Here is a 12913-nt window from a genome sequence, read left to right as displayed (position 1 = left end):
ATTCTCATGCGTTTCGCAGAGCCGGGCCCGTCGTGTCGACCCGCGAGAACGGCCCGCCGCCCGCCCACCGGTGGGCTCCCCGACCCACGAGCGCGAGAATGCCGTCGCTCGTTCGCTCCCAGTCCTCCATCACCTGCGAGCAGCTGAGTCGCAGCACGAGGTAGCCCTGGATGACGAGTTCGAAGTCGCGCCGGCGGTCGCGGTCGAACGCGGCGGCGCCCGAGTGCCATGCTCGCCCGTCGGCTTCGATCACGAGCCGGTCTCCGACGAGGAAGTCGACCGTTCCGACACCGGCGATGTGCACCTGCGACCGGTACCGGATGCGACGCCCATGCAGGAGCATCCGTATCCGCGTTTCCAGCCCGGACTGGCCGTCGGGGTCGACGAGATCGACTTCGGCGCGTCGGCTCGGCGGCATCTCGGCCCGGACGAGGTCGAGATGGCCCATCGTGAGGTGCCGTTGCTCGAGCGCAGAGTCGATCGACGCGAGCGCCTCGTCGCGCGGAGCGCAGGCGAACATCTCGGCGAGCGCCAGGACCAGTGGATCCCTCGCCCGATCGAGGCCCGCCTTCGTGCTGTAGTGCACGCAGACCCGCTGCCCGATTCGGTCGAGCGGGACGGCACGATCGAGCGGCGAGGAAAGGCGCCCGGTGCTGTGGCGCACGCGGACGTGGAGTCGGGTGCCGTCGTGCACCCACAGCCCGTGCATCCGGGCGACCGACGCGGCGGTTGCCGTTCCGCCGACCCGGACCGCCCGCACGACGTCACGATCCGCCGCCGGATGGGCGAACCATCCATGCCGGACGCGTTCGATCGTGCCGGAACGCACCGCGCTTCGCACGTGATCCCGAGGGATCCCGGCACGCTCGAGGACCGCGTACGGGGCGGCGCCGCCGTTCGCGCGCAGCACGTCCATGAGGACCGACATACGGTCGACTGTGGCCGCAGCGATGAACGGGCGGGTCGGCGGACCACCGGATTGTGGATGGTTCGGCGATGCGCGGAGTGGGGAGGGGTGCTCGTGCGGGGTTCGCTGCCGGCACGCCTGCCCGACGAAGTCCGAATGCCCGAATGCCCGAATGCCCGAATGCCCGAAACGCATGAAATTCCGGCCCATACGCCTGCTCAGGACTCCTGACGGCGATTCTCCTGTGTTTGTGCGCCAGCCGGACTCAGGCCGCGACGGAGACGCGGCCGCAGCTAGTTCGTGTTGTCGTACAGCCACACGAGCGGGTCGACCCACTCGCCTTCCTTGCCGCCGATGCGGATCTCGAAGTGCAGGTGCGGTCCGGTCGACATGCCGGTCGAGCCGACGTTGCCGACCACGTCGCCGACCTTCACCTGGTCGCCGATCTCGAACCGGCGCGACCCGTACTGCAGGTGCGCGTACACGCTGGTGACGGTCTGGCCGTCGATCACGTGATCGATCATGGTGACCACGCCCAGCGATCCGCCCGCGTCGGTCGACTCCGACACGACGCCGTCGGCGATCGACTGGGTCTCGGCGCCGTACCCGGGGTTGAAGTCCTGCCCGTGGTGGTCCTCGGAGCAGCCCGCGCAGTCGCGGTAGCCGAATCGGTCGCCGATGTGCACACCGACCTTGAACGGCCACTGGATCGTGCCGAACGGGTCGTTCGTGAACGTCGCCTCGGGGCGGATGCCCGCGGCCTCGGCGTACTCCTCGAGCGTCTGGTGCTCGTACCCCTCCTGCTGCACGAGCGGTTCGGCGAGCTGGTCGCCGAGCGTGATCGTCTGCCCGCCCGTGCGCTGCAGTTCGGCGGCGAGTGCGAGCGCCTGCACGTCGTCCGAGGTGAGCAGCGACAGCGCCGGCACCGAGGTCGCGAGCGCGAGCATCGCGGTGAACCCCATCGCGGCGACCGCGCGGACCGCGCGTCCGCGACGGCGTCCGGTCGGCCGCACGGCGGCGCGCACCGGCGCGGCAGGCGACTCGACGGCGCGCTTGCCCGGGACGGCAGCGCGGGATGCCTCGCCCCGGGACCGCTCGCGCCGTCCCGACGCGTCGGGCTGGGCCTGGGCGGATGCGGCGTACGACGCTCGCCGGCGTTCTGCCGGGTGCACCGGATCGGAGGATGCCTCGTGCCGCTCCGGCTGCGACGGCCGGCGGCCGGACCGGCCGGTCGCACGGGCGATGGATGCCTCGGCGTCGAGCGCCGCCGTGTCGTCGAGGTCGTCACCGACGAGGCCGCCGAAGAGTGCGGCGAAGTCGTCGGCCTGTTCCCGGGGCGGAGCGGCGGGGATCTCGGGGCGACGTCGGGGGTCGCGGGCGTCGAGCGGGCGCGCGGGCTCGGACTGGGCGCGTGCCGGGGCCTGGGGCGCCTGGATCTGCGGGGCCGCCTGAGCGTGGGCTTGGGCCTGGGCCTGGGCCTGGGCCTGGGCCGAAGTCGCGCCGTGCTGCTGGGGCGCCTGGGTCTGCGGGGCCTGGGCCGCCTGCGTCTGCGGCGCCGCCTGAGCCGGGGCCGGGGCCTGCGCCGGGGCCGGGGCGTGGGCCTGAGCCTGGGCGGAAGTCGCGGCGTGCGGCTTGGGCGCCTGGGTCTGCGGGGCCTGGGCCGCCTGCGTCTGCGGAGCCGCCTGAGCGGGATGCTGCGGGGCGTCGTTCGCCGGCTGCCGCACGCGAGAGCGGAGCTGCGCCTGCTGCTGCGGCAGCCCGGACTGCGACGGCGCCGCGTACTGGTCCGGGCGAGCGCCCTGCGGGAACTGCGTCTGGTTCGCGGACTGCGAGGAGGGCTGCACCGGTGCGGCCTGCCCGCCCGCCACCGGGGGCACGTTCGGCGCCGCCTGCCCGGCCTGCGAGGCCGGTCCGTTCGGTCCGACGCCGTGCGGGTTCCACGATGCCGTTCCGGGCGACGCCTCGGGCCCATCCTGTGCCGGCGGCCTGATCCGCGGGCGAAGCGACGATGACGGCGCGACAGATGCCGCAGGCGATGACGCTGCCGGAGCCGACCCGTCGGTTGCTGCCGGAGCTCCGCCCTGCGTCCAGGACGCCGAAGCCGAACCCGAAGCCGAAGCCGACGGCTGCGTCGAGGCCGACGGCTGGTGCCCGGCCGTCATCCCCTGCTCGGCATACGCGCGCCCCGAGGCATCCGAGCCGTACCCGCCGGGATGCGGCGTCCCGCCGGGTGCCGGAGCCGGCATCGCCGGGCTCCCCGTCGCGCGCTCTCGAAGCTGCCGACGCGTCAGGTGGGGCTGAGCGTCGTGCGGCATGCCGGGCACGGGGTGCCCCGGCACGAGGGGGGACTCGGGCACGGGAGAACTTTCGGCGTTCGGGGCGGATCAGGGCGAGGTGATCATCCCGACGCCGGCGCCGAGATAACGGATCGGTAAAGCCTAACCGCTGGCATCCGATCGCGCCATGTCGTGGGACAGATGACCCAGTGTCTCCGTTTCGGGCGCCCGCGCAGGTCGCCCGCCGACCGGGAACCCGCGATTCACCCGGCGGTTGCCGATCGTCCACCCCGCGCCGGACGCTCAGCCGGCCGCTTCGAGCATCGCCGCGAGCTCGTCGAACAGCCCCGGTCCGGCCGCGAGCACCATCTCCCCCGTCGCCGGCGCGCCACCCAGACCGCCCACGACGGCGCCCGCCTCGCGCGCCACGAGACCGCCCGCGGCCTGGTCCCACGGGTTCAGCCCGCGCTCGTAGAAGGCGTCGAGCCGTCCGTCCGCGACCGCGCACAGGTCGAGCGCGGCCGACCCGAGTCGACGCAGGTCGCGGATCTGCGGGAGCAGCTCGGCCGCGACCCGGCCCTGCTCGCGACGCCGCTCGGCCGAGTAGCTGAACCCGGTCGCGACGAGCGCGCGGTCGGCCGGGACATCCTCGTTCGCCCGGATCGGCTCGCCGTCCCGCGTCGCTCCCCCGCCCAGGCTCGCCGCGTAGACCTCGCCCGTGGTCGGGTTGGCGACGACGCCCGCGAGCGCGGTCCAGGTCGCCGGGTCGGTGGATCCGGAGACGACCGCGATGCTGATCGACCACATCGGGATGCCGTAGAGGAAGTTGACCGTGCCGTCGATCGGGTCGACGACCCAGTCCAGGCCCGTCGTGCCGATGCGCGTCGCATCCTCCTCGCCGAGGATGCCGTCGTCGGGCCGCGCCTCGAGGATCCGGCGCCGGATGAGCGCCTCGGTGTCGCGGTCGACCGCGGTGACGATGTCGGTCGGCGTCGACTTCGTCGCGGCGACGCTGACGCCATGGCGCCGCGCCTCGGCGGCGAACGCGGCCGCCTCCGCCGCGATCGACCGCGCGATCTCGAGGAGTTCGGCGGGAGACGGATGGACGACGGATGCCTCGTGCTCGGTCACCGTCCCACGGTATCGGCCGAGCCGCCGCCCCGGCAGGGGCGGCCGCGCGCGGCGTCACGATGGGCGGGCGGCGGATGGCGGGCGGCGGATGCCTCGGGCCGGGATGACTCAGACCCGAGTGCCGCGACCGGGCCGGGCCCGATGCCTCGGGCTCGGGTGCCTCGGGCCCGGATGGCTCAGGCTCGGATGCCTCGGCCGGGACATCCATCGGCCGGAGACGAGAGAACCCCGGCCGAGGCCGGGGTTCCGATGTGGCGAGTGAGGGATTCGAACCCCCGAAGTCGATGACAGCTGATTTACAGTCAGATCCCTTTGGCCGCTTGGGTAACTCGCCGTTGCACCCGACCGTGTTGTGCACGCGACCGGGAACCTGACAAGGATACCCGCAGCCCGGCGCTCCGCGAAATCGAGCCCCCGGAACCCGGATCGGCCTCGCACGGGCCTTCCTCCGGGCCTCCCGCCCGGCGTCGCTCCCCGAGCGAGGTGACCCGAATCGACGTTCCGGCGCATGCTGGGCGTCGGTTCGCGTCACTTCGCCGGACGACGTGACCCGAACCGACGTTTCGCCCGGCCTGTGGGTCGATTCGGGTCACTTCGCGCGACTCCGGGCCGCGACTCCGGGCCGCGGCGCCGGACGCAGGGCGGGTCAGCGCGCGTTGCCGCGCAGGCCGGCTCGCTGGATGACCCGCTGGATCGTGAGCCCGCGCTCGGTCGGGTCGCCGACGAAGCGGATCTCGCGCAGCCCCTGCTCCTGCGCCGCGGACTCGAAGATGAAGTGCCCGAAGCCGAAGAGGCGGCCGATGAGCGGTCGGTGCACCGTGATGTCCAGGATCCGGGTGAGCGGCATGGTCGCGATGCTCTGCCCGAGGATGCCGCGGACGCGGAACACCCGCATGTTGGTGATGACGAACCGGTCCATCCGCACCTCGAGGAACCGCCAGCCCGCGTGCGCGGCGATGGCGGCCGCCGCGACGAGCGGAAGCCAGGAGGCCTCGACCGGGGTCCACGCCATGAGCAGCAGCACGGGGATGATCAGGACGAACTCGAGCACGGGCCCGATGACGGCGACCCAGTGCTTGTGCACCTGGTCGACCACGACCTCGCCCTCGTCGACGAGCAGGTGGCGCTCCACCTGGGGGTCGAAGACGCCGCCGAGGCTCATCCGGCGAGCGAGAGGAAGAACTGCCCGATCGACTGGCCCGCGGCCGCGACCGCGTCGAATGCGCCGCGCACCGCGCCGGCAGCATCAGCCGGGCGATTGATCATGTAGAACAGCGCGAACACGATGACCGCACCGATGACGATTCGCTTGACCCACTTCACGCTGGGCTCCCTTCGATGCGGCTACTGCGGGCGCGCCTCCCCACCGGCCACCTCGGACTCGACCTTTCTTACCGCGCGCGCACGCCGCGGTGCGAGCCGCCACGCCGAAACGGCGGATATGATCGCGGATGTCCCGGGCTGGAGTCCGTGAATGAGGAGTCCCATGGCCGGCATCGAAGAGGTCGCGCGTCTCGCGGGCGTTTCCACCGCGACGGTTTCGCGCGCGCTGAGCGGGCGCGGGCACGTCTCCCCCGCGTCGAAGGCGAAGGTCGAGGACGCCGCCGCCCGCCTCGGCTACGTGGTGTCCTCGAGCGCGTCGAGCCTCGCGTCGGGCCGGACGCGCAACGTGGGCGTCGTGATCCCGTTCCTCAACCGCTGGTTCTTCTCGTCGGTGCTGGAGGGTGCCCAGCGCGCCCTGCTGCGCCAGGGCTACGACCTCACGCTCTACAACCTCTCGGGCGGCGGCGACGAGCGGGCGACGGTGTTCGAGCACTTCCTCCTGCGCCAGCGGGTCGACGCGGTGATCGCCGTGTCGCTCGAACTCGAGGAGGCCGAGGTCCGGCGGCTGCACGAGCTCGGCAAGCCCCTCGTCGGCGTCGGCGGCCCGATCCCCGGGGTGCGTACGCTCACGATCGACGACGTCGCGGTCGCCCGGCTCGCGACCGAGCACCTGATCGGCCTCGGGCACCGCCGGATCGCCCACATCGGCGGCGACCTCGAGTTCGACCTCGACTTCCACCTCCCGACGAACCGCCGGCTCGGCTACGAGGCGGCCCTGGCCGACGCGGGCGTCGAGGCCGACCCCCGGCTCTTCGCACCGGCGGACTTCACGATCCGCGGCGGGTACCACGCGGCGAAGCAGCTGCTTGGGGTCCCGCGCGACCGTCCGACCGCGATCTTCGCCGCCTCGGACGAGATGGCGATCGGCACGATCCTCGCCGCGCGCGACCTCGGCATGAGCGTGCCCCGCGACGTGTCCGTCGTGGGCGTCGACGACCACGACCTCTCCGACTTCTTCGGACTCACCACGGTCGCGCAGTTCCCGCGCGGGCAGGGCGAGCAGGCGGTCGAGATCCTGATGGAGCAGCTCGAGCCCGGCCGCGACGCCCCGCCGCCCGCGGCGACGCCGCTGCCCTTCGAGCTCCGGGTGCGGAACTCGACGGCGCGCGCGCCGGAAGCATGAGCGGTCGCACGGCGTGAGTGGTCCCGCCGCGATGCGGATCACGCGCATCCGCGTCCACCCGGTGAAGTCGTTCGCGGGTGCCGACGTGTCGTCGGCGCGCGTCCTGCCGTGGGGGCTCGAGGGCGATCGACGCTGGGGCGTCGTCGATCCCGGGGGTCGGCCGGTGACCGCACGCGAGGAGCACGCCCTGCTCGCGCTCACGGCCGAGCCCACGTCCGGCGGCCTCCGCCTCGGCTCGCGCGACGGCGCCGCCGGGATGGTCGTCCCCGAGCCGGCGGACGCCGAGGCGATCCCGGTCGGCCACTCGCGCCAGGGCTCGGCCCTGCCCGCCGGGCCCGGCGCGGACGCCTGGCTCTCCGACCGGATCGGCCGCCCGCTCCGCCTCGTGTGGCAACCCGACCCGGCCGCGCGCACGGTGAAGGCCGAGCTCGGCGGACACGACGGCGACCGCCTGACGCTCGCCGACGCCGCGCCGATCCTGCTCGCGAGCGAGTCATCCCTCGCCCGGCTCGACGAGCTCGCACTGTCCGACGCGCTCGAGCGCGGCGAGACGGATGCCCCGCCCCTCGTGATGGAACGGTTCCGCCCGAACCTCGTCGTCGACGGCGACCCGGGCGACCCGTTCGCCGAGGAGGGCTGGTCGAGCGTGCAGGCGGGCCCCGTCCGCTTCCGCGTGATGGGCGCCTGCGACCGGTGCGTCATGACCACGATCGACCCGGTCACGCTTGAGGGCGGCAAGGAGCCGATCCGAACGCTCGCGCGTCACCGGCGACGGGACGGGAAGACGTGGTTCGGCGTGTGGCTGGTCCCCGACCTCGGGGCATCCTCGTCCGATGTCGTGACCGTGGGCGACCCGGTGTCGGCGGCGGAACCGGGCGCCTGACGGCGCCGTCGACGCCGCCCGACCGGGGCCGGGCGCCCTCGCTAGACTGGCCCGCATGGCAGATTCGACGTTCGACATCGTGAGCAAGGTCGACAAGATGGAGGCCGACAACGCGGTCAACCAGGCCCGCAAGGAGATCGAGCAGCGCTACGACTTCAAGGGCGTGGGCGCGTCGGTCGAGTGGAGCGGCGAGAAGATCCTGCTGAAGGCGTCGACCGAGGAGCGCGTGAAGGCCGTCCTCGACGTCGTCCAGTCGAAGTTCATCAAGCGCGGCATCACGCTGAAGTCGCTCGACGACGGCGACCCCTACGCCTCCGGCAAGGAGTTCCGCATCGAGATCGCGTTGAAGAACGGCATCGACCAGAAGAACGCCAAGGAGGTCGGCAAGATCATCCGCGAGCAGGCCCCGAAGACGGTGAAGTCGCAGATCCAGGGCGACGAGCTCCGCGTCTCGTCGAAGAGCCGCGACGACCTGCAGGAGACGATGCGGATCCTGAAGGCCGCCGACCTGGAGATCGACCTCCAGTTCGTCAACTTCCGCTGACCGCGCGCATGACGGACCAGGACGGCGAGGGGATGCCCCGCCCGGGCGTCGACGTGCCCGACCGCCGCGGGCGCACCGGACTCGATCGCGTCGGCCGCGACCTCGACCGCAACCCGAACGTCCGGGTGCGCGACGTGCGCGTGCTCACGTCGGACTGGTACGTGACCCGGTCGACGACGTTCGACTTCCGCCACGCCGACGGCCGGTGGACCACCGAGCAGCGCGAGACCTACGACCGCGGCGACGGCGCCACGATCCTCCTCTACGACGCGACGGCCCGCACCGTGGTGCTCACGCGGCAGTTCCGCCTCCCGGCGTACGTCAACGAGCACCCCGACGGCATGCTCATCGAGGCCGCGGCGGGCCTGCTCGACGCCGACGACCCCGAGACCGCGATCCGCCGCGAGGCCGAGGAGGAGACGGGCCTCACCGTCGGCGACGTCGAGCACGTCTTCGACGTGTACATGAGCCCGGGCTCGGTGACCGAGCGGCTCCACTTCTTCGCCGCGCCCTACGACCACGGCTCGATCGCGCACGGCGCCCGCGCGGGCCTCGCGCACGAGGGCGAGGACATCGAGGTGCTCGAGCTCGGCTTCGACGACGCGCTCGATCGCATCGGCGTCGACATCCTCGACGCCAAGACGATCATGCTGCTCCAGTGGGCGGCGCTCCGGGGGCCGTTCCGCACCGCCGGGGGCTGAGCGCCGGGTGGCGCTTGTCCCTCGGAGCGCCCGCGCCGGTGCTACTGCGAGATCAACGTCAGGGTCAGCGTCGATCGGTAGGCTCCGCGTGCCGTTCCGGCGGGCGGGCGGAAGGTGAGGTCGGCGTCGAACGAGGCACCGGCTCCGCCCGTGGATGATCCGGGCGCCCCGGTCGCGAACGTCGAGGGGTAGATCCCCGACCCCGGCTCGAGCCCGGCCGAGGCTTCCACCCCCGATGGGAGCGTCCCCACGACCGGCGCGTAGCCGAGCGCGCTGCGTGGGATGCCCACCGCGCCCGGGCCGACGAAGTCCTGGACGTCGATGCGGAGGATCCACCCGAGCCGCTCGGCGCGATCGTCGACGACCGTGAAGCCGCCGAGGCGAACCGCATCGGTCGCGCGCCCGTCGCGGACCGTGCCGAGGTCGAGTGCGCCCGACACCGGGGCGACGAGTTCGAACCGACCCGAACCGGGCGGCACGACGACGGGCCCCTCGTCGCCGGGATCGGCCTCGGGGACCGTGAACGGACCCCAGGCCTCGACCGTGCCGTCAGCCTGAGCGAGGAACAGCCGGTGCGCATCGCCCGGCACGAATCCGCGGCCCGCGATCTCGACGGTTCCCGTTCCGGACCCGTCGAGGGCGACCCGGCCGAGGTCGACGAGGTCGGAGAATGCGCCGACCCGCAGGGTCCAGCCCGCATACGCCCGGCCTGCATCGAGGTGCAGCACGGTGCTGCCCGGGGTCGTGGTGACCTGGAGTCGCTGCCGGTCAGGGGTCAGGTCGGCTTCGTCGACCCCGAGCGGGCCCTTCCGGGCGCTCGGCGGCGGCATCGGGGCATCCGTCAGCAGGCGGTTCGAGGTCGCGGTGTCGCCGGGTCCGAACGTCGGGTTCGCGCACGCAGCGAGGTCGAGGCCCTCGGAGGGCGCGCCCGGGATGCGGCGGAGCTCCCGGGATGCGGCCTCGACGAGGTTGATCGGCAGCGGCGCGTCCCCCACCTCGCCGACCGAGCGCTGCCCGGCGCACACCGCGTACCCGGCGAACGCGGCGAGCGTCGCCGCGGCGTCCGTCGTGAACGTCGGGCCGGCCTCGGTCGGCACGAGCATCGATGCGTACGTCGAGAGCGGGTACGCGCGGGGGTCCGGATTGCCGACGACCTCGGCGAACGGCTGGATGCCGCTCGCGTCGGCGGGCGCGCCGAGCAGCGCGATGCCGACCGCATCGGCGGTCGGTCCCACGTAGTAGCCGGACGCGTTGAGGAGCTTCGCGGACGGCAGGCCGACCGATGTCGCGACCGACGTCTCGACGTACGTGAGCGCGCCGTCGGCGAAGGCCTGGCCGACGTAGCCCGCGACGCCGTTCGAGCCGGGAGCGGCACGGAAGGCGGGGGTCGCGAGTGGGAACACCTGCGTGGTTCCGGAGGCCCAGAGGTCGGGATGCGCGATCGACAGCCACCGCGTGAACTGCGCCGTCGACCCGGAGGCGTCGCTTCGTACGACGGGGATGATCGGGCGCGCGGGCATGATCACGTCGGGGTTGTCGGCCTGGATCAGCGGGTCGTTCCACGCCGTGATCCGGCCCGTGAAGATCATCGCGACGACGTCCCCCGACAGCCGCAGGTCGATGAACGGCCGACCGTCGACGCGGAGGTTGTAGGCGAGCGACGTGCCGCCCGCGACCAGGGGCAGGGAGGCGTACGGGCGCTGCGGCGTCTCCGCGGGCTGTGCGTCGAGGGGCTCCGTGAGGTACGGGCGTTCGGTGACCGCGAAGTCGACGTTCCCGGCCGCGAAATCGGCGCGTCCCTGCGTCGAACCGATGGCGGAGTACTGCACGGACATCCCGTCGGCGACCGCGACATCCTGCTGCCACCTCGCGATCGCCGGCTGGGCCCAGGTCGAGCCCGAGCCCCCGACGGGCGCCCAGCTCGACGCGACCGCGGCCGTCGGGTGCAGGCCGGCGAGCGCGACCGCGAGCGCGACGACGGCGAGCGCGCGGCCGTCCGCGCGACGCGTGCGTCGGGTCATCCGAACCGGCCGTTGACGTAGTCGGCCGTGCGCGGGTCGATGGGGTCCTCGAACATCGCGTCCGTGTCGCCGTGCTCGACGATGTGCCCGGGCCGCCCCTGTCCGGCGAGGAAGAAGGCGCACTGCTGCGACACCCGCTGCGCCTGCTGCATGTTGTGGGTGACGATGACGATCGTCACCTCGTTCACGAGCTCGAGCATCGTCTCCTCGATGACGCGGGTCGACGTCGGGTCGAGTGCCGAGCACGGCTCGTCCATGAGCAGGACCCGCGGCTTGACGGCGATCGAGCGTGCGATGCAGAGGCGCTGCTGCTGGCCGCCGGAGAGCCCGCCGCCGGGAGCGCGCAGGCGGTCCTTGACCTCCTTCCAGAGGCCGGCCTTGGTCAGCGACGACTCGACGAGTTCGTCCTTCTGGTCCCGGGAGGCCTTGGTGCCGGTGAGCTTCAGCCCGGAGACGACGTTGTCGTAGATCGACATCGCAGGGAACGGGTTCGGCTTCTGGAAGACCATGCCGATGTGCTTCCGCGCCTCGGTCAGCGACTTCGCGCGGTCGTAGATGTCGTCGCCGTCGAGGCGCACCTCGCCCGCGAGGCTCGCGGACGGCACGAGCTCGTGCATCCGGTTGAGGATGCGCAGGAACGTCGACTTGCCGCAGCCCGACGGCCCGATGAGGGAGGTGACGACGCCCGCCGGCATGGTGAGCGAGACCCGGTCGAGCACGAGGTGGTCGCCGAACCAGGCAGAGATGTTGCTCGCGTCGAGCGAAGCGAGGGGTTGCGGTGCGGACCCCGAGGCGGCGCCGGCGGCCTTGGATGCCCCGCGTCCGCCGCCGAACGGCAACTGGATGCCGCGCTTGGGTGCGCGCGAGCCCGGGACGACCTCGATGAGCTGGGTGCGGTCGGTCATGTGCGTGGAGCCTTCGTCTAGAGGAGGTTGGGGAGCAGGCGCACGAGCTGGTCGGCGACGAACAGGCCGCCGAGGAACAGCACGGGGAGGAACACGATCCACGTCTTCTGGGCGCCCAGGCGCCGGAAGGCCCAGACCGCGGCGACCTCGGCGACGACGAGGAACTGCAACGCGAAGACGAGCGCCCAGACGGTGCTCGTGTCGGTGGCGAGCGCCGCGTCCTGCGGGCGGAGGCTGAGCGTCGACGTCTGGCGGGCACCCGCCGGCTTCGCGTCATCCGTCGCCCTCGCGTCGACGTAGGCGACGCCGATGGGCACGTAGGGCGCACCGCGCGCGGTCTGCAGGATGAGCCGGCTCTCGCCCCGCTGGGGCGCCGGCGGGGTGGCATCCCCCGCGTAGCGCAGGCCGATGACCTCGAACTCGGTCTCGCCCTGGCCGGTGCGCACGGTGAAGGTCTCGCCGGGTGCGAGCTCCTGGATCCGGCTGAACGGGCCGCCGTACGCCGCGGCGCGGGCCATGACGATGCTCACGCCCGCCTGTCCCGGCAGGACCGTCGAGCGCAGGTGCCCAGGGCCGCCGGTCAGCACGCCCGACGAGGTGCCCTCCGAGACGACCTCGTGCACCCCGATCGACGGGATGTCGAGGATCGCGACCGGTGCGCCGTCCGGGAGGAGCACGTCGTCGAAGTCGCCCTCGCTGACGGGCGCGGTGCCGTCGGCGAGCTGCTCCCGGTAGGCGTCGGTCAGCCGCTGCTGCGCCGCGAGGTGCTGGAGGTGGCTGAACACGAGCAGGTCGATCGAGAACGCGAGCAGCATGACGGCCACGAGCGCGAGGATGCCCCGCACGAGCGCCTGGCCGGCGGTGAGCGGTTCGCGCTGGACGGGCGGTCGTGGGGGCCGCCGCGGAGGCTTCGGCGGCTTGGGAGGCTTCGGCGGCTTCGGCTCGCGCTGGGACCTCGGCGGCCGCGCCGGTTCGGCCCACGCCGAGGGCACGTCCGAGAGTTCCGCCTCGTCGAGGTCGTCGGTGAAGAGCGTCATTG

General features: G+C 72.9%; 12 protein-coding genes and 1 tRNA gene. 4 read left to right on the top strand and 9 right to left on the bottom strand.

All coding sequences use genetic code 11. The annotated features are described in order from the left end of the window. Nucleotides 1–4: 4 nt before the first annotated feature. The 6 genes from ACDF64_RS06960 to ACDF64_RS06935 all read right to left on the bottom strand — a co-directional run bounded on the left by ACDF64_RS06960 (nt 5) and on the right by ACDF64_RS06935 (nt 5637). Nucleotides 5–928 carry an endonuclease domain-containing protein gene (locus tag ACDF64_RS06960; protein ID WP_394554342.1) on the bottom strand — a complete coding sequence of 308 codons (924 nt, stop codon included), beginning with the start codon at nt 926–928 and terminating at the stop codon, nt 5–7. A gap of 272 nt (nt 929–1200) precedes the next feature. After that, nucleotides 1201–2775: a M23 family metallopeptidase gene (locus ACDF64_RS06955; RefSeq protein ID WP_394554340.1), complete on the bottom strand. Its 1575-nt coding sequence runs from the start codon at nt 2773–2775 to the stop codon at nt 1201–1203. A gap of 711 nt (nt 2776–3486) precedes the next feature. Then, nucleotides 3487–4314 carry an inositol monophosphatase family protein gene (locus tag ACDF64_RS06950; protein ID WP_394554339.1) on the bottom strand — a complete coding sequence of 276 codons (828 nt, stop codon included), beginning with the start codon at nt 4312–4314 and terminating at the stop codon, nt 3487–3489. A 252-nt stretch (nt 4315–4566) separates the two neighbouring features. Beyond that, nucleotides 4567–4648 (bottom strand) — tRNA-Tyr (locus tag ACDF64_RS06945). 312 nt (nt 4649–4960) lie between these two features. Continuing rightward, nucleotides 4961–5476 carry a PH domain-containing protein gene (locus tag ACDF64_RS06940; RefSeq protein WP_394554338.1) on the bottom strand — a complete coding sequence of 172 codons (516 nt, stop codon included), beginning with the start codon at nt 5474–5476 and terminating at the stop codon, nt 4961–4963. Further along, nucleotides 5473–5637, bottom strand: coding sequence for a hypothetical protein (locus ACDF64_RS06935; RefSeq protein ID WP_394554337.1), 165 nt, complete (start codon nt 5635–5637; stop codon nt 5473–5475). Before ACDF64_RS06935 ends, ACDF64_RS06940 begins: the two co-directional genes overlap by 4 nt. Nucleotides 5638–5800: 163 nt before the next feature. Between ACDF64_RS06935 and ACDF64_RS06930 the strand changes: the two genes are divergently transcribed. The 4 genes from ACDF64_RS06930 to ACDF64_RS06915 are packed head-to-tail and all read left to right on the top strand — an operon-like array spanning nt 5801 to nt 8948. Further along, a complete protein-coding gene (locus tag ACDF64_RS06930) occupies nt 5801–6820 on the top strand; it encodes a LacI family DNA-binding transcriptional regulator (RefSeq protein ID WP_394554335.1) in 1020 nt (339 codons plus the stop codon). 13 nt (nt 6821–6833) lie between these two features. After that, nucleotides 6834–7703 carry an MOSC domain-containing protein gene (locus ACDF64_RS06925; protein ID WP_394554334.1) on the top strand — a complete coding sequence of 290 codons (870 nt, stop codon included), beginning with the start codon at nt 6834–6836 and terminating at the stop codon, nt 7701–7703. 55 nt (nt 7704–7758) lie between these two features. Continuing rightward, on the top strand, nt 7759–8247 hold the full coding sequence (locus ACDF64_RS06920; protein WP_394554333.1) for a YajQ family cyclic di-GMP-binding protein: 489 nt from the start codon (nt 7759–7761) through the stop codon (nt 8245–8247). An 8-nt stretch (nt 8248–8255) separates the two neighbouring features. Beyond that, on the top strand, nt 8256–8948 hold the full coding sequence (locus ACDF64_RS06915; RefSeq protein WP_394554332.1) for an NUDIX domain-containing protein: 693 nt from the start codon (nt 8256–8258) through the stop codon (nt 8946–8948). A gap of 41 nt (nt 8949–8989) precedes the next feature. Here the strand turns inward: ACDF64_RS06915 and ACDF64_RS06910 are convergent, their stop codons facing one another. The 3 genes from ACDF64_RS06910 to ACDF64_RS06900 are packed head-to-tail and all read right to left on the bottom strand — an operon-like array spanning nt 8990 to nt 12911. Next, nucleotides 8990–10969: a substrate-binding domain-containing protein gene (locus ACDF64_RS06910; protein ID WP_394554329.1), complete on the bottom strand. Its 1980-nt coding sequence runs from the start codon at nt 10967–10969 to the stop codon at nt 8990–8992. Next, on the bottom strand, nt 10966–11874 hold the full coding sequence (locus ACDF64_RS06905) for a phosphate ABC transporter ATP-binding protein (protein WP_394554327.1): 909 nt from the start codon (nt 11872–11874) through the stop codon (nt 10966–10968). Before ACDF64_RS06905 ends, ACDF64_RS06910 begins: the two co-directional genes overlap by 4 nt. A 17-nt stretch (nt 11875–11891) precedes the next feature. Further along, nucleotides 11892–12911, bottom strand: a complete 1020-nt coding sequence (locus tag ACDF64_RS06900; RefSeq protein WP_394554326.1) for a sortase — start codon at nt 12909–12911, stop codon at nt 11892–11894. Between the last annotated feature and the right edge of the window lie 2 nt (nt 12912–12913).

This window comes from Agromyces sp. MMS24-JH15, assembly GCF_043518605.1.
Lineage (GTDB): Bacteria > Actinomycetota > Actinomycetes > Actinomycetales > Microbacteriaceae > Agromyces.
The sequence above is the reverse complement of the archived record's forward strand: the minus strand, read 5'-3'. Positions and strand labels throughout refer to the sequence as shown.